Consider the following 17,052-nt stretch of genomic DNA (forward strand, 5'->3'; position numbering starts at 1 on the left):
CCTCTGAGGCTTAATTCCACCAGGCGCGGTTCGGGACGATCACCGTGTTGGCGACGGCGAAAGTTCCGCTTGGCTCCGGTGACCGGAAGACATCCATCACCGCCCAGCCGATGCGGGTCCAGAAGGACGGCATGCCGACGCGCGCCTCGATGACGCCGGCGTCGATGGCCTTTTGGATGGCCAAGCGGATGCTCAGCATGGCGGCCGGATGCGCGAGGCTGTGCTGCTCGATGGCCCGGATGAGGTCAACCTCATCGCGCAGGGCGGTGTGCACCTGGTCGATGGTGAGGCGGATGCCTTCGTAGGCCATGCCCCGGCGGATCGCGACGGCGAGGTCGCGGGACAGGCGGTCTTGGTGATTGTCGACGGCGCCAACGGTTTTGCTCTTCACGGAAGGCTCCTTGTTGCGAACAGTTCTTAGTTTCCGGTCGCCGGCCACGTTCACGGTAGCATGGTCGAGCAACACAAGAAAACATGGCTTCTCTTGTGTCGCTCAAACGTTTAACCGGACGGTTTTCAGGGATAAAATTTCACAGCCGAGTGGGCAGGAAATGGCACTCGCTGGCACGGGATTTGCTCTCTCGGTCGTCCGCTTCATCAACCATTCCCCGCGTCATCCATGTGCATTTACAGTCAGTGGCACGTCGAGCAATTCGGAAACGAAACCATCTCTCCGATTCCACAGTTTACGTTTCCAGATTTTCGGGAGCGGGCAGGGCAGGGGGTGTGAAAAGAAGGCACGGCCGAGAACACCGCAGCGGCGTATGCTGCGGTGAGGGATCGATGTCCGTCGGCGAAGAGGATGAGGCATTCATGAGCAGCAGTGGACTTCGGCCGCAGGCGACCGTCACGCCGTCGCCCTATTCGACATTCGCTGTCCTCGGCTTCCGCCATCCCGACGACACCTGTCAGGCGGTGGCCTGGCGCGTGATCGCCAACGATGCGGACGATGCCCTGGCCATCGTCCAGAACAGCGACCCGCAGGCGACCGACTACACGCTGCGGTCCAAAGTGGACGCGATCGGTGGCGCCCGGCTGGATGCCAGCCGGAGGGTCTCGTATTACGGCCCCTGGCCGTGGGACCGGCCGTGACGGCGCCGGCGGAGTGATGCGGATGGTCGCCTTCCGGCCGGCCCCGCATTCCATATTATAGATCGCGCGCGCGAGGAGGCGGGGAGGGGACATGGCCGGCAACAGCATCACCGACATCATCCGCAACGTCATCCTGACCTCCAACGTCGACGACCAGGGGGCGGAACCGGTCACGCTTGGCGAGGTGCTGGAGAGCGGCATCCTGGCGGAGGTGTCCAATCCAGACACCCTGATGCAGCGGATTGCCGACAGGCTGGCGGCCGAGATCGCCGCGCGCCTAGAAGACGGCGCTACTGCCGCGCCGGTCGGCCCTTTCCGCGATGAGGCGGCCGCAATTGCCTTCATCCGCGACCGGCTGGTCGCCACGCTGAAGCCGCGTATGATTTGGCTGTTCGGCAGCCGCGCCCGCGGCGACGCGGGTCCGCACAGTGACTTCGACCTGCTGGTGGTCCTGCCCGACGGCTTGCCGGATCGTGCCGTGATGCCAGATGGCTTCCCTGCGTCGGCTTACAGCCCCCGCGCCGTGGCCGAGCCGCTGGTCGCGTGTGGTATCGGCCACGACGTTGTGCCGTGTTCGTGGTCGACCTTCCTGGCCGAGCAGAGCCGGCGCGGCACCCTGGTTCACCGCGCCGTCACGGAGGGCCGCCTGCTGTATCAGGACCGGGACCTGCGCCGTAGTTCGGCGTTGCAGGCGTACTCGCAGGGGCGCTTAGCCAGAGACGAGGCCATCCGACTCCTCGGGATGCGCGACTACGCCGCGCTGCTCGTGGCGCTCGGTAACGCCGACCTGCCGATGCCGATGCCGCCCGCCGAAGAGGTCGAGAGCCAAGCCGCGACCTTCGCCGAACTGTGGAGGGATGATCATGAGCATCGCGCCCCGACGCCGGCGGAAATCGTTGCCGCGTCCCGGCCGCGGCATCTCGAGATCACCCGCGAGAGCATGGCCAAGGCTCTTGAGGGCCTGGATTTTTGGGCCGCGACGGATGAGCAGGCCAGAGCCATTCTCGGCGCCGGCCTGCATGGTGTTCTGGCCGGCTGGCGCTCCGGCATCGGCATCGAGATGGCGCTGGACGACCCCGGCATCAGCGCCCGGCTGACCGCCCTCATCGTCATCATCCATCACCTAGGACGGCTGTTCGCCGATCCGGCCGACGTGCTGGCCTGGGTGCGGTCGCCGGCTGAAGCGTTCGGCGGCCAAAGCCCGCTGGAGCGCATGGCCAGCGGCCGGCTGGAGAGCCTGAAAGAGGTCCACGGCCACCTCCGCCGACGTGTTGCTGCCGACCAGGATGGTCGCTGACCAGCGCGGGGGGAGCGTCGCCACCATACCAACGACCTGTTACGATGAGATCCCAGTCGTGCTGGCCTAACGGTTTGGCGATCTTTGATTGTGCTGTACCAGATCGCTGATCAAAGCACCGTTTCAGCCTTGTAACCAAAATAGTGTTTACTTCACCCTAATTCGCGGAAAAGTTTGGTTAGTGGCTCCTTTGGGCCGGTTTCCCCGCGAATTGGACACAAAAATTGAACTTCTTACTGAAATCGCTGCGGACTATCGCCCTGGTTGCGCTGGTAGGAAGTAGCGCCCCAGCCTTTGCAGACAGCATCGCCTCTGAGATGCCCATTGGCGCGACCTACGAGGGGAGCGTCAAAGTGTCGCGGACACAGGTTCCTTTGCCGCCAGGAAAATGGACAGTAACGGCCCTTAACGAGAGCAACAATAATCAGTTCAACGTCAACGCCACAGTTACGATGACGAACATCGTCAACGGGCGCCTGCTCGGGTACATCTCAGTGTCGACGAACGTCGATCTCGGACGAAACGGTTGGCAATCCCATAAATTCTGCTCCCGTAAGGACATCTACTTCCTCCAGTTCGATTCTGACTACCAGCGAGAGCAAGCCTGCTGGGGCATCAATCATTTCATTGTTTCACCAACAGGTACCTACACTCCCACTTATGGCAAGAACATCCAGCAGGCATTGGCTGAAAAGGGCATCGACATGCCCAAGGTCATGATCGATACACTGTTTCGTGTTGCAAACGAGCATTCATACATTAACTACGAAATATTGCTGAATGCAGAGTTTTACGGGTTCTCTTCTGCCGGCGAGAGCAACTGGGCCAGCAGCCCCTGGCACAAGGACCTCATTGCCAAGGATCCGAAGCGCCGGCAATTCCTAGAGCAGGTGAAGGAGCAGTACCAGGGCTTTTACCCGATCCTGAAGAGCCAGTTCCGCTGAACCGAAGGCACCCCACATGACCAAGATCCTTCGGGCGGCCGCCCTGCTCGCGCTGTGCCTCGGCATGCAGGCATGCGCATCCATCACTACCGGAACCACGCAGTCCGTCGCTGTCGACACCACACCGGTCCAGCAGGCCACCTGCACACTGCAGAACGAGAAGGGCCAATGGACCGTCATTCGGACGCCCGGAGCGGCGACGGTCGCGAAGGCATACGGCCCGCTGTCGGTGCAGTGCCGGAGTGAGGTCGGGCATGCGGGATCGTCATCGGTCAACTCGACTACGGCAGGTGCAGCATTCGGCAACATCATCGCCGGCGGGATCGTTGGTGCCGCAGTCGACATGGGCTCTGGAGCCGCATACCAGTATCCGGCCCAGGTTGTTGTTGCGATGTCGCCACCGGCGGGATCACCGGCACCTGCCTCAGGAGCGATGGTTTCCGCGGCACCGCCCACACCTACCCAGGCGCTCGTCCTTTGCCGCCTCCGCAAGGTGGAAGAATACCGTGATGAGACGTGGTGCAAGGAGGCTGGCGGCAAGGTGATCCATGTCGGTCCTCCGCAGCAACCGGCGACCGGAGCAATCGCCTCCATCACACCGCCGACAGCGGGCGGCTCGTCCTTCGGCGCCGCATCGCCCATGGCGCCTGGTTTAGTTTCGGCGCCGACGGCGGGAACAACGTTACAGGTCCAGGGAACCTGCTATCTGCCGGATGGAAGCAAGGAGCAGTCGTCAAAAGAAGCATGCATGGCGAAGAAGGGGTTCATAGGGGCCTGAAGGGTCCCCGGCTATAGGAAAAGCCGGGAGGTTAACTGACTTGGAAGCGCCGCAACTGCACTGACTTTCAGGGTGTGCAAATTTTCACAGCGGGGCCGGAGCCGGCATTTCCCCGATGGGGAAATGCCGCAGTTCTTCTTTTGTTCGGGATACTGACAAAGCGGCCGCCCTCTCCGTAAAGAATCAGTGGTAGTCAATGTCGCACGACGGCACAGCGGCTCCCGCATCACACCCGCCTCTGACTGGATTAGTCAGTGCATCAAGGCCACTTCCGCCGTTGATCAGTTTCAAAACCGACGGACGCTACGGCCGCCGGCACCGACGCGGTCACAGGGTGGTGCGGCTGTCGATCCTACAGGAAACTAATTACCCGCAGCCGCCAAAGTGGATACTCAACCCGCCCCCGCTGTGCTGAAGCGTTGTCCAGTAGCGCGCCGCCGTTATCAACAGGCCGATAACGGATACGACCAGCGACAGTGCCGAGATGCGAGTCAGATGGCGGCGGATCGACGGTTTCTTCGATCCATCTCGGAGCATCATGATCATGATGGCGACCAGGAGGATGGGGATGGAGATGGTTGCCACCAACCCGGTGACCTGGAAATCGGGCCATTGGAAGCCATGCAGGACGTAAACTCCCATGGCTTCGAAAAGACCAACAACCGCAGCCGCGACGATCGTTGCCATAACCGTCATCACGACGATGAGGAAGGGGTATGGAGGCTTCGTACCGGCACCTATCGTGACCGCACAGAGTGTCATCACCTCCAGCAAGCGGCGATGAACGGGATCTGCGCCATCGTAAACTCCCGCGTGACCCAACTGTTGAAAGATGAAGAAAACCATCGTCCAGCATGTAACAGCGCCCACGACACGACCTGGCCAGCGCGAACTCCAATCGTCCCCCATGCCATCCTCCTAACGTCACCAGCGGTTGCGGGCGTGCACGCTCGCCCGGGTGGTAAAGATGGTCAAGGGGTGACGGTGCCGCGCGCAAGGGTCACAGCGCCAAGTAATCGCTGCCGCTCTCGGAAAGGATGGTTTTCGAAATGGGCGTCACTTTCCGCGACGTTGCTGTGGCCAAGGCTGCCGCGGATCAGGTTGATCAGCGCCCGTTTCACCGCATGGCTGGCGTGGGCGTGACGAAGCCAATGCATAGAGATGCTTGGCTTCGGGCCGGCGCGCACCGCGGCCACCTTGATGACGTTGTACCCGTGTTGTTCACCGTCGAGCCCACCCTTTCGCGACCGGAACACGGGGACGTTGTCGCTAATTTTGACACCGACCATGCGGCGGTAAAGGGGATGACGACAAGGAAGTGATCAGATACCCGCTTTGTCGGAACAGACCATAGGTTATACTTCTGCTACGAAATTTTTCGGATGCTCAAGATTCAACAGGGAAAAAGAAACGTGCGACGTCAAACAATTCAAAATTCCGGGTCCGGCAGGCGCCGGGATAATTTCACAGAGAAAACTATCGCCGCGTTGGCAAAGCGCTCAGCGTTTCAATGCGCGATCTGTTCGGCGGTAACAGTTGGGGCGAGCGCTGAAGCGCCGAACGCAGTCGTAAACGTCGGCGTGGCTGCACACATTACTGCTGCTTCGCAAAAGGGTCCCCGCTATGACATTTTGATGACACCTAAACAGCGCTCAAGCATTGAGAATGCCATCTGGCTTTGCCAGACCCATGCCAAGTTAATCGACGATGACAGAAGCGAATGGACAACTACAAAACTTCATTGCATTAAGCGGAACCATGAGGAATCCGTACGAAATTCGATAGGCGTCCCTCGAAATTCGGCTTCGATTCAACCAGTAACCTCATCAATTGCCCAGGAATACGCCTTTGTCATCATTCGAACGCTGACTCCTGTTTACAAGTCGATCCTCACTCCAATGCTCCAAGATCAAAACATTGGAGACGACAGCGAAGTCGGGATTCTGATGATCGGTTCACCAATGAGCGGCCCCCTAAAAGCCGAACGGCAGATACCATGGACTGTATTCGTCAAGCCGGCATGGCTCAGGTGGGTTTTGCAAGGACATGCCGCTGGCTTTGGGCTGCCGAGTGAAGTTCCACCCGATCAAATCTATGGAAAAATTCCCGCGTGGCCTGATGAATTCTTCGAATTTCTATCGGCTATCGTAAAGACTGGAACAGAGTTCGAGTGGCAGAGAACTTCGAGCGGATATTTGGCCCTCGCACAGCGTCCAAGTCGTGCTTGACTGCCGCCCCCTTTATCCCAGAAATGGTCCTGGCATCTCCCAAGCACGAGACGTCCAGCGCACGCTCCAGCATCTTGAACGCATTGGCGTCGACAATCATCAGGTCTTGCAGAACCTCCTCCGAACATTCGTGATCTCCTGCGTCCTCTCTCACACTATATTAGTATAGATTGTGCTCGCGAGGGCGGGCGGGGGGCAAATGACTGGCGACAGCCGGGGACCGGCGCCTGTCACGTTGCAGCATCCGGCATCCTGGCCAAGGTACGCGATCCGGACACGATGATACGACAGTTCGCCGACAGGATGACTGTCAAGATCGCCGCCGCCTGGCCACTCCAACCGTGCCCTCAACCCGACAGGGCCGCCTCCCCGGGTGGCCCTTCGTGTTTCCAGAAGGGTCGATCGCGGGGCGACGCCATCGACGTCTCGGTGCCGGCGAACCGGTGTCGGCGCCAGGAGTGTCAATATAAATCGATCCCGCATCCGATGCGTTTAGTTAATGGCAGGGTTGATGCTCATGAATTTCGCCTTTTCGAAGATGACTTCCGTATGCTTTCTTCCTCACCTCAAGCCAATTGGAGAATAAAGACATGGCTGTGCATACGATTGAAGTGGCCGTCACGGACAAGAACGGAAACACCATTTACGAAGAGGAGTCGGTTCAGACGACGATTTCCGGCAATGGCTGGGTGTGGGAGCACATCTACGGCAATCGGGCACCGGGCACTCCTCCTACTCATGGGCCGTTCCGGACGGAAGAAGATGCCATCGGGGACGCCTGCCGGTCGATCGGCGGCAGTTGGAAACTGTAACCGCATCTCGGGTCGCTTCCTCCTGTCGCTCCATCAGGGCGACAGGTAGGGCTGCACCCTGGCCCACTCCGCGGGGATGGCGTTCCACCGTTCTGGCCTGCTGGCGCGAACGATGGGGGACGGATGAGCGGACTCAATCACGGCGAGACCCGCCTGTTCCAGAGCGGGCCTCGCCCGCCCTGCCCTCCGTCCGACCAGGACGGCGGCCCGCAGGTGCGGCAGCAGGCGGACAAGATCCATCACGCAGGAGAGGCCGTGGTGCCACTCTGCGGGAGTGATCTTGCGCGTCCCGTTCCAGGCGGGGATGACATTCCAGATCACGGTCGATTTTCGCGGGATTTCCGCCCGCCGCATGAACTGGTGCGTCGCCTGGGCTGTCAGGTCGTCGTTGTCCCGGGATATAAATCCGGACCCGGCTTTCCTGCCGGCCTCCGACGTCATGGGGCCGGGCTTTTCGAAGAGGAACAGCACTTCGGCCGCCGTGCCAGCATCTAGCGGGTCGAAGTGCGGCACCTCGAGCCCAGTGGATTCCCGCAGGGCGGCGGCATAGTCGCGCAGCGGGATCATGTGCGACAGGCCCAGCATGGCCCGGCGCTGGTCGCGCACAGCAGGGTCGGCCAGGGTCCGAGCGCGATCGTCCAACTCCGTCATCGCCCCCACCTACTCTGCCGCCATCGCCCGGGAGGCTATGCGATCGTCGGCAATGCCGGCAAGGCTGGGCGGCTGCCAGGAAGACGGCCGCGGCATTTGCGGACAAGCACGGCGTCAAGGAGGCCACGGCCGCCGTCGCCCGCATCCGGATCCTGGGCAAGACCCAGCGTGAGGCCGGCTGGTGGCAGGCGCCCGACGTTGTGGCGCTGCTCCACTCCGGCCTGCCGACATCGGAGATCGCCGCCAGCCTGGACCTGGCCGCCGTCAGCGTCAGGCGCCTGCAGGCCTGGACCCGCCCGGCCGACGCGGCGAACTCCTGACCTGTCCTCCCTTAACGGTGCTTGGCCTCATCTTCCGGGCGGAAGCACTGACGCCAGCCGAAATCGACAGAAAATCGGTCCGGCCCGTTGACGTCGCCAATCCTATGTCGTAGATTACGACAATAGTTGAACACGGATCGGCTCAGCCGATCCAGCAAACGGCGAGGAGGCCGAGCATGACGACCAACACCATCACCACCCCGATCTTCATCAACGCCCCGATCCCGGAAGACGGCATCGCCTGCGTCGAGGCGAAGCCCGATCATGTCGCCAAGGTGCAGGCCGAGCGCCGCGCGGCCTGGGAGGCGTGGATCACCGAGCACCGAGCCGGCTGGCCGTTGCCGCCGTATTTCTCGCTGGCCAAGATCGAGGAGGACGACTACCGCGACGCCCTGGTGGTGATGGCGCGGGCGCACGCCGAGGGCAAGGATCGCGGCGCCGTTCGGCTGTCCGACGGGAGCGGCGTGCCGCTCTGGTCGGCCACGGCTTCCCGCAAGGGCCACGAGGGCGGCTGGCTGTCGGCCAAGGCCGTCGATCTCGCCGCTGAAATGGCGGAGAACCTCGGAGACTGGTCCTGGCGGAAGCGCCTGATCGACGAGCCGAGCCGGCGCCTGCGGGAGATCGGCAGCGCCATCTTCGGCGACGAGTGGATCACGCCGATGGCCAAGCGGTTCGCCGTCGACCTCCGGACGGCGCAGCGTTGGGCGTCCGGCCGGCACGCCGTCCCGCAGAACATCCTTGTCGAACTCATCCCGGAGGCTCGCAACGCCGCCGACGGACTGCGCCGCCGCCTGTCCCACCTGGAGGAAACCATCGCCGACATCGAGCACGCCGCCAAGAAGTCCATCGACGCCGCTTTTGTCGGCCGCGCTGCCGTCACGCAGGATGATGTGGACGTACTGGTCGAAAACGCCCGCGATGCCGGTCGAAGCCGCGTCACCGTCGCCGACGCCCGCGATTTCGCCGACGCCTCCTGGAGCGACGTGGTGGCGGCCGCGGCCAAAGACCTGGTGAAAAACGGGCTGGCCGTGGACGAGATCGCCGCGGCGCTCGGGTGTTCGGCCGACGACATCTTTCCAATTCCCCGTGGCGATCTTCACCTGGTCGAGGAGGTTGAGGCGGTGACCGAGTACATCGACGCGCAACTGGGCGCGATGGCCGCCCGCGCCGACGCTGCCCTCCGCACGAACGCCTGATCGGGATGCCGACATGCAAAACTGGCTCGACTGGGCGGTCAACACCCTGTACCAGGACGGCGCGGACACCTTCCGCGCCGTCGCCATCACGCCGAAGGCCAAGCCGTACCTGACGGACCGGCAACGTGCGATGCTCGACCTGCTCACCGAGGCACAACGCGCCGGAGGTGCCGCTGTCGCCGATTTCGTCATGCTGTCGACCCTGCAGAGCATGGCTTTCCTAGGGCGGGACCTTCGGGACAATGCCCGAAAGGCCATAGCCGACGCGTGGCAAGACCGGGATCCCATGCTGGTCTCTCTGAGCCTGGATCAGATGCTCCACGCCGGTGCGGACATCCTGGCGGCTTCGGAGCAGACGGCGCGCGGCTACGACACGATGCTGGGCCACCTCTACCTGGCGATCGCCCCGTTCCTGGCGCGGGCCAGCCGCGCCGGCGTCGATACCGCCCGGAAGACCGTGCCGATGCCCGATGCCTACTGGGACGCGGCGGCGCTGCGCATCGACGCCGGGCTGGTGGCCGATCTGCGGGATGCGCGGGCGCCAATGGCCCCTGAGGTCGAAGACGCGCTGTCATCAGGGTCGTGGTATCTCGACCTGCCGCCGCGCTCCCTGATAATCGGCGAGGGGCTGCAGGCACGGGCGCTGGTCGTGACGCCGAACCAGAGCGGGGTTCTCGGCCTGGCGGTCATCACCAAGCCGGGCGCCAACCGCATTGAGGCGCTGATGGGCTGGTCCCTCACCAATCCCAACGCGGCGGTGCTGTTCAACACCCCGGTGCCGGAGTTCGATGCCGAGGCCGCTGTGCGGCAGTTGAGCGACTTCGTGAGGCTGGTCGTGGCCTACCGCTCCGTGGCCGACAGGGCGCAGGTCGTGGACGTGCCGATGGCGCCGGCGAAGGCCCTGCTCGCCGACCGCAACTGGAAGGCGCGGGTGAAGAAGGCGTCGCTGTTCTCCGCGCACGATCTGCGGACGCCGCAGGACCGCTTCGGCCGTTCCGGGCCGCGCCAGGCCGGCGAGACGACCTGGCGCCTGGGCTGGCGGTCAACCGTGAACGGCTTCTTCCGCATGCAGCCACACGGCCCTCGGGGCAGCCTGCGTCGCCTCCAGTGGATCGAGGGCTACGAGCGTGGCCCGAAGGACGCGCCGACGCGGACCGAGATCGAGAGACTGCGCTGATCGTGAAAACACGAAGGCCGGGCTCATCGCCCGGCCTTTCATTTTCGCCATCGAGAAGACGGTGCCGATTGCCCGGTGCCGCCTTACGTCTCCACGCTGTAGGCGGCGCCGTTGGTAAGGATGATGCGGTTCGGCGTCACATGCGCCACGACGGCGCGGTTCTGGAACGCGATCTCGCCGTCCTTGCGGCCGTACACCGCAACCTTGTCGCCGGCGGAGATGGTGGTTCTGTCCATGTCTCACTCCCTGTTCTGGCGGGTTCTGGCGGCCCATGAAATTGCCTAGGCCGATTTTCTCAAAGCGAGAGCGCCGCGGGAATGCCGTCCCGTCGGGCAAGCGAAATAAATTCGCCGGCCGTCCTCCTCGATCCCATCCGGAAAACCGAGCCATCGCAGCGGTTTCGGCTTTTGCCGAGACCGTTCGTTAATTTACGCTGGAGTAAAATGTCTCCGAACACCGGGAGCGAACGCTGATGACGAAACACACCCGCATTCCGCCCGCGCTGAAGGGCCTCGATCTGGCCGACGTGCTGATGCGGCTGTTTCAGCACCGCTTCGCTCCGGAGGGCAAGCCGGAACGCTGGCTGGGTCAGGAAGCGCTCATCGTCGCCGTCGCCGTTCTGACAGCGCCCGTGCTGCCGGTCAGGAGGTCAGACCTGGAAGGACGGACGGGGTTGCAGGCAACCGCCGTCACCCGTGCCATCAACGTGCTGGTCGAGACCGGCTGGTTGCGACGCGAGGCCGATCCGGCCGACCGGCGTCAAGCGCTGCTTTGGCCGGGTAAGCAGGTGACGACCGCCGCCGACTGAGCCACCACACCGACAAAACCGGTGCCGTTCGCTCGGTGCCGGGTTTCGCATCCGAGATACGTTTCCAGGAGATACCATGCCCCAGCCGCTGCCAGACGACGACGCACTACAGAATTGGACACTTAAAGACTGGCGCCATGATGAGCACGGTTGCCTGACCGTAAAGGGGCGGCAGCGCACCTACCACGTTCTGCCCGTCACCCAAAACGCGACGGAGGTGAACTGCTGGTTCACGGTCTCCGGCGGCCTGATGTCGGCCCACACGCGTTACATGTTCGGCGCGGTGGAGAGTGCCATGGCCACCGCCGAGCACATCGACAGCGGCCGCATCCCGGCAGCCAACCTGCTCCCCAAGCCGCCCGTCGTGCCGGTCGACGACTTCGCCAGCATCACAGAGCGCGATGCCTTTCTCGACGCACATTGGGACGAACTCGTCCTGCAGCACGCCGGCTCAGACGACCTCTCCGCTCCTGATGCCGTGCTCGTCGACGTGGAGCCGATCGCCGTCATCGAGACGCTGGCCACGATCCGCCCCGGCGACAGGGAGATCATGCTGGCCGACATCGACCGGCTGGACGTCTTCTCCTGGGTTTCCGAAACGCAAGAGCCCCGCTTCGTCCGGATCGGCCGCGAGCCCTTTCTCTCGCCCTGGTACTGCCTGCTGTTCCGCGTCTGGCGCGGCGACGGAATCCCGATGCTGGCCGCCTTCGATCTCGAATGCGGCGCCTCCTGCATGGGATACGGCTGGCACGATCACCGCCGCCAGCAATGGGCCGCGCGCTACCTGCTTTCACACGCCCACGCATCGTGCGCGGTGTGGCCGGGCATGCCGGCCATGGTGACCCGCTGATGCTGGACATCATCGCCAGAGCCATCGACACCCTCGACGCCGCCTCAAGGGCCGAGATCCTGTACGACGCCATCGACACCAAGGCTGAGGCGCTGATCGCCGCCAAGATCCGGGACCGCATCAACGTCATCCTGCGGGGCCGCCGCGCCATCAGGGAGGTCACATTCAAGCGGCTGCAGTGCGGTCGCGGTCCCGGCGACGGCCGTGAGCAGAACGTCGATCTTGTGGTATGCGACGGAGAGGCCACCATCGCCGGCGGGGCCTGCCAGGACGAAGGGCTCCACCTCTTTGAACTCAAGCAGTATTACGATTTCGACTGCGCCCGGGCATTGAAGCATCCTCCATACCGCGGCCTTCAGGAAGAGATCACGAGCACCCTTGAACGGCTGGAGGCGTACCAGCATCCACGCGTCAAGAGCCGGCACGTCATCATGACCATCGTTCGGCTGGGCACTGCCGACACCGGCGCGACTTGGAAATACACCCCGCTGGTAAAGCGCCAGAGGCTGCTCAAGGCGATGGGCGGGAGGGATCCGGTCAAGGCATACCTCGTCGAAGAACGCCGCTCTCCCGGAGACCCGGCGGATGCATTCCCGCTTCCTTCCGCCACGGGCGAGATCGCCCTCGGTCGGATCGACGACATCGAAGCATGCCTGTTCTGGGCGGCTTATGCACCAGCCGAGGGGGTGATTGCACGCTGAAGGCCAGCACCTGGAAGGTGCGCCACTACGAACAGGATAGCCTATGAAGTTCCGGTCAGCCGGCTGGCCGCCTGAAGATCGCCAACGATCCGAACACGGCCAACGGTTCGGCCCACCTCAAGGCCGCGCGGTTCCTGCTGGCCGCGTGAAGGACGTCGAAACCGTCGACAACTGGCAGAACGACGACATGCTGGCAGGTGAAGGGCGTCGCATGCAGCGCAACGTCGCGGGGCCAGCAGGCGCGCTGGGTCCAGGCCGTGCCACTGGAAATCCGGCCAACCAGATCGCTGCCCTTCCCAGGCAGGGCGCACAGCGCCTCCAAGTGGCCCCTGGCCTCCTCAATGCGCTTCTCGGCGTCCCGGTAACGCGTCCATTGCCGGGCGCGCTCCGCGGTGTCCCTGTGGCTTTCCAGGGAGGCCAGGCGCTTCGCCAACACCATCTCGGCCTCGGCCATCGTCAGGATGCCGCTCCGCCACGCCTGCGTCGACGACCATGTCACGGCCAGAGCGCCAGGCCCGGGAATGTCGTCGACCTCCACCACGGACACCAGCCCGCCGACCGTGACCAGGCTCGGCGCCGCGGTCGACTGCTTTCCGACGCGGGGATCGCGCGCCCGGACATGGCGGCCGAAGGATGCCCTGGACTGCATCATGGCGGCCATCTCCGGCAGCACCGTTCCCGGCGGAACGGCGGCGATGAGCCGGCGCCGGCCGCCGGCACCGAAGCCCATTGGCACCGACACGCGGCGCCAGTCGTCGCCCTCGCCGGCGGCGTCGGAGCGCCAGAGTTGCCAGAGACGCACGCCGGGGATCGCCGCAGCCCAAGCGTGCTCGGCGTCGACCATCTCGCTGTAGAGTTCCCTGCCCTCTTCGTCGAGGTCCACCCGCCACGGATCGAGCAGATCGTCGAGCGCCATCGTCGCCTCCTGGAAGGGCTTCCGCTGCGGCCAGGATAGGATGGCGGGGACCGCCGGGCAATTCTGCATTATCCTGTGCGTAGCACAATAATAACTAACGAATATCGGGTGCGCGAGAACCGAAATCCTCAAGTATTTCTCTTCCGATGTGTTGACAAATCCGCCGTCGGACTCCTAGTATGTCCAGCATGGACCGGCGATGAGACGCGCTATGACCACATGTTTTCTTGACGACGAAATCGAAATCACGGCAGCGGGCACGCAGTATCACCGGCTCTGGGCCGCTCACGGCGGCCTGGCGCAGGGAATACCTTTGCTGCTGCGGCGAAACTCCGAGAACCCATACGACGAAGACGCCGTGGAGATCTGGCTGACCGCCGCGGCGCTGGTCGCGTCGGAGATGCCGATTCCGCCTGACCTCGCCGGCGACCCGAGACCGGAGTGGATGCTCGGCCACCTGCCGGCCAGCACGGGCGAGCACGACTACGCGGCCCTCTTCTCGGCGCAGATCAACGCCAGCGTGGCCGTCCAGGCGTGCGTCGGCGCCTGTTCGGGCGGTGGCCGGCATGACCTCGTGGTGCGGCTGAGCGGGCCGGCCGTCGCGGCGGTCAAGACGGAGATCGCCGCCATCGAGGCGCGGCGCGAGGCGGAGCGGCTGGAGGATGAGATGGAGTGGGCCATGCGAACCGTGTGGCCGGATGAGCGCCGCCGCCAGGACGAGAGCAGTTGGGCTTTCCAGGAAAGCCAACGGGTGCTGCGTGGCCGCCGGCAGCAGGACCTTGAGGCCGCCTTCGGTCTCCGCCAGGACGGGGAGCGCCGGCGGGTACGGTCGAGCATCGAGAACCAGGCGGCCTACTTGGCCGATCTCCGGAAGAAGACCGCAGCGGCCATCGCCAACGGCGCCCTCAACGGCGACGAGGCCAAGGCCGCGAAGAAACTGCTGCGCCACCTGGAAGGGTTGGAGGAGGCCGTGGGCGCCATGAAGAAGGCCCGAAAGACGGCGCAGCGGCGCAAGCCCGCCCTCACCCGGCGGGCCGACCTGGAAGAGGCGCGGTCGGTGACGCCGGCGGCGTCCCTGCTGCAGGCCCTGCGCTTCCGGCAGGCGGTGTTCGGGAGGCGGCCATGACGGCGCGCTCCCCTGCCCGCTCCCGGCGTTCCAAGACGGAGCCGGCGGCCGGCGGCGTCGAGGGCGTCCAGATCCGGCTCATGGGGCCGGCGGCCGAGGTCGAGGCCGCCGTGGCGGCCCTGGAAGCGGCTGGGATCGGCCTGGTCGTCACCGGCCGGGCGCCGATGAGGGACAGGTCGGACGGGCTGCGGGTGTATGGGGCGCTGCCGCCGACTGCGGCAGGATGAAAGGCTACTCGGGTGGCTTGCGGTAGATCATCTTGCGACGCTTTACCCGAACAACCTCGACGAGCCTGCCCGTCGGCCCGTGAACATGGATTACCTGGACACCCGTCGCGACCCCATGCGTCGTCGTCATCGTTACAGCGGCAGCGATCGCCTCCTTGCGGTGCTTCTTCAGCCCCGGCAGATGGCGGCGCATGAGTTCACCCACCGGCTTTTTCACATGCTTGTGATCGTTGATCTCCAGCAGGACGACGTAATCACCGTCTGGATGCTCATACTGGACTAAGTAGAGCAGGTGCTTGGAGCCTTTATGCTCCAGGTGGAGGTGGAGGATGCCGTACTTCTCCAGCAGTTCATCGTCGCCGTCGTCGATGCCAGAGCGATAGAACTGGTCGAGCGGCTCTCCAGCGCGGATACGGCGAAGGATCTCCACGACCGCGCGCTTGTCAGCCTCGGTCGGTTTGCCGAACGTCTGGAACGACGGCTTCCCGGGGGCAAGATCCGGCAGATACATGACGCGGCGGGTGGTCGGTCGGATCCGGGGCTCCTGCAACGGCTCCAGGTTGGCGCCGGGGTCCGCTCCGGGGAGCGTCTTGTCGGTCACGATCCGCCGAAAAGCATCTTGTAGGTGTCGTCGTCGTTGAGGTCGGTGATCTCGACCAAGCCAATGCTGCGGTTTGCGGCCGCGACCTTTGCAGCCAACCGGCGCTCGACAGCGGCAGCCTCGACCTCCTCGATCGAATCGATCACAATGGTCTTGGGTCGCGGCTTGCGGGCGGCGACCAGCGGGCGCTGGGCGCTCCGACTGTTGCTGCCAGTGCGTGCCGTGTTGGTGGCCATCGTGGTGCTCTTCTTCCCTCGGGTGTGCTCGTCTTTATATGGCATTTCGCGCCCCTCCGCCACAACCACCGCCCGAACAACGGGCGCAGCGTCGGATTGTCCCATCATACCTCCATGTAGTCGGTGGGGCAGGCGCGTTGGAACTGGCATGGAGACGGGGTAACACGCCGGGCGGTGACAGCGGGCAGACGGAGACGACTCCATCCGGCCAATCCAGTGCCGATGGTCCTGGTCCCGACGAATCGCAATGGTAGAATTGCGGTGCCGGCGGACAATCGTCTACGCTCTGAAGACATCAAGCAGGACAGGCCGGGCAGTCCAGCGTCGCATCCTCCGCCCACACCCGCATGGCCTCTGCGGCCTTGCGCATCGCCGCCAAGTTCCCTTGGCCGAGTTGGGTCTGGTACTCCCGACAGCCCCAGGGCAAGCCGGCGAGGTCGCGGGCGGCGACGCGGGCGCGCAGGATTACTGCCGGCGTCTCCGGCACCATGTCCTGGGTCTCCGACCGAGCGTAGTCATGGACCTCCATCGCGTGCTCCAGCCGCAGCCGGGCGAAACGGCGCGCGACCGCGAAGGATTCTAGGTAGATCGAGATCACCTCCCCTACCTGATCCGGGAAGAAGGAAATTTCGGCGCCCGAGAACCGCAGCAAATCAAGGCCGGTAGCCGCTTTGATGGCGCGTTCCCGATCCCGGTCGGCGCGCAGGCGCCCGGAGTCCTCGCCGTGAAATTCTTCGCCATCGCACTCTATGAAAACGAGGTCGAAGCCGTTCCAGGCATCCCAAGCATCCCCCCGATCGATCAGCCGGTCCGCGAAGGCGACTAGCATGTCCGCCCGATAGCGGTCGACGGTGACCTGCGGAAAGACGCACATGCGATTGCGTGAGAACGTCTCCGGTTCCGCCCGCAGCATGGCCACAGCATCCTGCCAAGTGTCGGCTGCCGCAAACGTCGCCTTGAAGCCCAAGTTAAGCCCGCCCATCAGCAGATCGAGCATCTTAGCCTCGATCGGGCTTTCCGGCGGCTTGACTTGGTCGATCTCGTAGCGGCTCAGCAGCGGTCCCGAGGCAGAGATGTCCATCGTAGGGCTCC

Annotated in this window: 22 protein-coding genes; 13 read left to right on the forward strand and 9 right to left on the reverse strand. The window is 64.0% G+C overall.

The window, feature by feature from the left end; translation table 11 throughout:
- Nucleotides 1–10: 10 nt before the first annotated feature.
- A complete protein-coding gene (locus tag CRT60_RS00975) occupies nt 11–391 on the reverse strand; it encodes a hypothetical protein (protein WP_098734589.1) in 381 nt (126 codons plus the stop codon).
- A gap of 422 nt (nt 392–813) precedes the next feature.
- Between CRT60_RS00975 and CRT60_RS00980 the strand changes: the two genes are divergently transcribed.
- The 4 genes from CRT60_RS00980 to CRT60_RS35385 all read left to right on the forward strand — a co-directional run bounded on the left by CRT60_RS00980 (nt 814) and on the right by CRT60_RS35385 (nt 4,111).
- Nucleotides 814–1,092, forward strand: coding sequence for a hypothetical protein (locus CRT60_RS00980; protein ID WP_143272973.1), 279 nt, complete (start codon nt 814–816; stop codon nt 1,090–1,092).
- Nucleotides 1,093–1,183: 91 nt separating this feature from the next.
- Nucleotides 1,184–2,389: a nucleotidyltransferase domain-containing protein gene (locus CRT60_RS36055; protein ID WP_161957939.1), complete on the forward strand. Its 1,206-nt coding sequence runs from the start codon at nt 1,184–1,186 to the stop codon at nt 2,387–2,389.
- A 224-nt stretch (nt 2,390–2,613) separates the two neighbouring features.
- Entirely contained in the window at nt 2,614–3,333 is a 720-nt protein-coding gene (locus CRT60_RS00995; RefSeq protein WP_143272975.1) for a hypothetical protein, read from the forward strand.
- A 16-nt stretch (nt 3,334–3,349) separates the two neighbouring features.
- Nucleotides 3,350–4,111 carry a hypothetical protein gene (locus tag CRT60_RS35385; protein WP_143272977.1) on the forward strand — a complete coding sequence of 254 codons (762 nt, stop codon included), beginning with the start codon at nt 3,350–3,352 and terminating at the stop codon, nt 4,109–4,111.
- A 366-nt stretch (nt 4,112–4,477) separates the two neighbouring features.
- Here CRT60_RS35385 and CRT60_RS01000 read toward each other — a convergent pair whose 3' ends face one another.
- Together CRT60_RS01000 and CRT60_RS35390 are read right to left on the reverse strand one after the other, a co-directional pair.
- On the reverse strand, nt 4,478–5,020 hold the full coding sequence (locus CRT60_RS01000; RefSeq protein ID WP_098734592.1) for a hypothetical protein: 543 nt from the start codon (nt 5,018–5,020) through the stop codon (nt 4,478–4,480).
- A 62-nt stretch (nt 5,021–5,082) separates the two neighbouring features.
- Nucleotides 5,083–5,400 (reverse strand): site-specific integrase, encoded by a 318-nt coding sequence (locus tag CRT60_RS35390; protein WP_143272979.1) that lies wholly within the window; start codon nt 5,398–5,400, stop codon nt 5,083–5,085.
- Nucleotides 5,401–5,493: 93 nt separating this feature from the next.
- Between CRT60_RS35390 and CRT60_RS35395 the strand changes: the two genes are divergently transcribed.
- Complete coding sequence (locus CRT60_RS35395; protein WP_143272981.1) at nt 5,494–6,339, forward strand: hypothetical protein; 846 nt, start codon at nt 5,494–5,496, stop codon at nt 6,337–6,339.
- Between the two features lie 590 nt (nt 6,340–6,929).
- Nucleotides 6,930–7,151, forward strand: a complete 222-nt coding sequence (locus CRT60_RS01010) for a hypothetical protein (protein WP_098734594.1) — start codon at nt 6,930–6,932, stop codon at nt 7,149–7,151.
- A gap of 33 nt (nt 7,152–7,184) precedes the next feature.
- On the opposite strand, the gene CRT60_RS01015 is transcribed toward CRT60_RS01010, so the two are convergent.
- Nucleotides 7,185–7,802, reverse strand: coding sequence for a uracil-DNA glycosylase (locus CRT60_RS01015; protein WP_204561542.1), 618 nt, complete (start codon nt 7,800–7,802; stop codon nt 7,185–7,187).
- 496 nt (nt 7,803–8,298) lie between these two features.
- On the opposite strand from CRT60_RS01015, the gene CRT60_RS01020 reads away from it, so the two are divergent.
- Both CRT60_RS01020 and CRT60_RS01025 read left to right on the forward strand, forming a co-directional pair.
- Nucleotides 8,299–9,318, forward strand: a complete 1,020-nt coding sequence (locus CRT60_RS01020; RefSeq protein WP_098734595.1) for a hypothetical protein — start codon at nt 8,299–8,301, stop codon at nt 9,316–9,318.
- 13 nt (nt 9,319–9,331) lie between these two features.
- Entirely contained in the window at nt 9,332–10,495 is a 1,164-nt protein-coding gene (locus tag CRT60_RS01025) for a hypothetical protein (RefSeq protein WP_098734596.1), read from the forward strand.
- Nucleotides 10,496–10,578: 83 nt separating this feature from the next.
- Here CRT60_RS01025 and CRT60_RS36060 read toward each other — a convergent pair whose 3' ends face one another.
- Nucleotides 10,579–10,731, reverse strand: a complete 153-nt coding sequence (locus tag CRT60_RS36060) for a hypothetical protein (RefSeq protein ID WP_161957940.1) — start codon at nt 10,729–10,731, stop codon at nt 10,579–10,581.
- 236 nt (nt 10,732–10,967) lie between these two features.
- Between CRT60_RS36060 and CRT60_RS01030 the strand changes: the two genes are divergently transcribed.
- The 3 genes from CRT60_RS01030 to CRT60_RS01040 all read left to right on the forward strand — a co-directional run bounded on the left by CRT60_RS01030 (nt 10,968) and on the right by CRT60_RS01040 (nt 12,854).
- A complete protein-coding gene (locus CRT60_RS01030; RefSeq protein WP_098734597.1) occupies nt 10,968–11,303 on the forward strand; it encodes a MarR family transcriptional regulator in 336 nt (111 codons plus the stop codon).
- A 76-nt stretch (nt 11,304–11,379) separates the two neighbouring features.
- Nucleotides 11,380–12,153, forward strand: a complete 774-nt coding sequence (locus CRT60_RS01035; RefSeq protein ID WP_143272983.1) for a hypothetical protein — start codon at nt 11,380–11,382, stop codon at nt 12,151–12,153.
- Nucleotides 12,153–12,854, forward strand: a complete 702-nt coding sequence (locus CRT60_RS01040; RefSeq protein WP_098734599.1) for a hypothetical protein — start codon at nt 12,153–12,155, stop codon at nt 12,852–12,854. Before CRT60_RS01035 ends, CRT60_RS01040 begins: the two co-directional genes overlap by 1 nt.
- Nucleotides 12,855–12,909: 55 nt before the next feature.
- Here CRT60_RS01040 and CRT60_RS01045 read toward each other — a convergent pair whose 3' ends face one another.
- A complete protein-coding gene (locus CRT60_RS01045) occupies nt 12,910–13,770 on the reverse strand; it encodes a hypothetical protein (protein WP_143272985.1) in 861 nt (286 codons plus the stop codon).
- Nucleotides 13,771–13,981: 211 nt separating this feature from the next.
- On the opposite strand from CRT60_RS01045, the gene CRT60_RS01050 reads away from it, so the two are divergent.
- Both CRT60_RS01050 and CRT60_RS01055 read left to right on the forward strand, forming a co-directional pair.
- Nucleotides 13,982–14,896: a hypothetical protein gene (locus tag CRT60_RS01050; RefSeq protein WP_143272987.1), complete on the forward strand. Its 915-nt coding sequence runs from the start codon at nt 13,982–13,984 to the stop codon at nt 14,894–14,896.
- A complete protein-coding gene (locus CRT60_RS01055) occupies nt 14,893–15,123 on the forward strand; it encodes a hypothetical protein (protein ID WP_098734602.1) in 231 nt (76 codons plus the stop codon). Before CRT60_RS01050 ends, CRT60_RS01055 begins: the two co-directional genes overlap by 4 nt.
- A gap of 4 nt (nt 15,124–15,127) precedes the next feature.
- Here CRT60_RS01055 and CRT60_RS01060 read toward each other — a convergent pair whose 3' ends face one another.
- The 3 genes from CRT60_RS01060 to CRT60_RS01070 all read right to left on the reverse strand — a co-directional run bounded on the left by CRT60_RS01060 (nt 15,128) and on the right by CRT60_RS01070 (nt 17,041).
- Nucleotides 15,128–15,724: a hypothetical protein gene (locus tag CRT60_RS01060; RefSeq protein WP_098734603.1), complete on the reverse strand. Its 597-nt coding sequence runs from the start codon at nt 15,722–15,724 to the stop codon at nt 15,128–15,130.
- Complete coding sequence (locus tag CRT60_RS01065) at nt 15,721–15,960, reverse strand: hypothetical protein (RefSeq protein ID WP_098734604.1); 240 nt, start codon at nt 15,958–15,960, stop codon at nt 15,721–15,723. Before CRT60_RS01065 ends, CRT60_RS01060 begins: the two co-directional genes overlap by 4 nt.
- Before the next feature lie 295 nt (nt 15,961–16,255).
- A complete protein-coding gene (locus CRT60_RS01070; protein ID WP_098734605.1) occupies nt 16,256–17,041 on the reverse strand; it encodes a hypothetical protein in 786 nt (261 codons plus the stop codon).
- Nucleotides 17,042–17,052 lie beyond the last annotated feature (11 nt).

The sequence above is a fragment of the Azospirillum palustre genome, from assembly GCF_002573965.1.
Taxonomy (GTDB): Bacteria; Pseudomonadota; Alphaproteobacteria; order Azospirillales; family Azospirillaceae; genus Azospirillum; species Azospirillum palustre.

What these genes read in the sequence shown, in the direction of transcription:
- CRT60_RS35385 (WP_143272977.1), top strand. Translation starts at nt 3,350, where the DNA reads ATGACCAAGATCCTTCGGGCGGCCGCCCTGCTCGCGCTGTGCCTCGGC.
- CRT60_RS36055 (WP_161957939.1), top strand. Translation starts at nt 1,184, where the DNA reads ATGGCCGGCAACAGCATCACCGACATCATCCGCAACGTCATCCTGACC.
- CRT60_RS01015 (WP_204561542.1), bottom strand. Translation starts at nt 7,802, where the DNA reads ATGACGGAGTTGGACGATCGCGCTCGGACCCTGGCCGACCCTGCTGTG.
- CRT60_RS35395 (WP_143272981.1), top strand. Translation starts at nt 5,494, where the DNA reads ATGCTCAAGATTCAACAGGGAAAAAGAAACGTGCGACGTCAAACAATT.
- CRT60_RS01055 (WP_098734602.1), top strand. Translation starts at nt 14,893, where the DNA reads ATGACGGCGCGCTCCCCTGCCCGCTCCCGGCGTTCCAAGACGGAGCCG.
- CRT60_RS01045 (WP_143272985.1), bottom strand. Translation starts at nt 13,770, where the DNA reads ATGGCGCTCGACGATCTGCTCGATCCGTGGCGGGTGGACCTCGACGAA.
- CRT60_RS01010 (WP_098734594.1), top strand. Translation starts at nt 6,930, where the DNA reads ATGGCTGTGCATACGATTGAAGTGGCCGTCACGGACAAGAACGGAAAC.
- CRT60_RS36060 (WP_161957940.1), bottom strand. Translation starts at nt 10,731, where the DNA reads ATGGACAGAACCACCATCTCCGCCGGCGACAAGGTTGCGGTGTACGGC.
- CRT60_RS01020 (WP_098734595.1), top strand. Translation starts at nt 8,299, where the DNA reads ATGACGACCAACACCATCACCACCCCGATCTTCATCAACGCCCCGATC.
- CRT60_RS00980 (WP_143272973.1), top strand. Translation starts at nt 814, where the DNA reads ATGAGCAGCAGTGGACTTCGGCCGCAGGCGACCGTCACGCCGTCGCCC.
- CRT60_RS01065 (WP_098734604.1), bottom strand. Translation starts at nt 15,960, where the DNA reads ATGGCCACCAACACGGCACGCACTGGCAGCAACAGTCGGAGCGCCCAG.
- CRT60_RS35390 (WP_143272979.1), bottom strand. Translation starts at nt 5,400, where the DNA reads ATGGTCGGTGTCAAAATTAGCGACAACGTCCCCGTGTTCCGGTCGCGA.
- CRT60_RS01070 (WP_098734605.1), bottom strand. Translation starts at nt 17,041, where the DNA reads ATGGACATCTCTGCCTCGGGACCGCTGCTGAGCCGCTACGAGATCGAC.
- CRT60_RS01040 (WP_098734599.1), top strand. Translation starts at nt 12,153, where the DNA reads ATGCTGGACATCATCGCCAGAGCCATCGACACCCTCGACGCCGCCTCA.
- CRT60_RS01000 (WP_098734592.1), bottom strand. Translation starts at nt 5,020, where the DNA reads ATGGGGGACGATTGGAGTTCGCGCTGGCCAGGTCGTGTCGTGGGCGCT.
- CRT60_RS01035 (WP_143272983.1), top strand. Translation starts at nt 11,380, where the DNA reads ATGCCCCAGCCGCTGCCAGACGACGACGCACTACAGAATTGGACACTT.
- CRT60_RS01050 (WP_143272987.1), top strand. Translation starts at nt 13,982, where the DNA reads ATGACCACATGTTTTCTTGACGACGAAATCGAAATCACGGCAGCGGGC.
- CRT60_RS01025 (WP_098734596.1), top strand. Translation starts at nt 9,332, where the DNA reads ATGCAAAACTGGCTCGACTGGGCGGTCAACACCCTGTACCAGGACGGC.
- CRT60_RS01030 (WP_098734597.1), top strand. Translation starts at nt 10,968, where the DNA reads ATGACGAAACACACCCGCATTCCGCCCGCGCTGAAGGGCCTCGATCTG.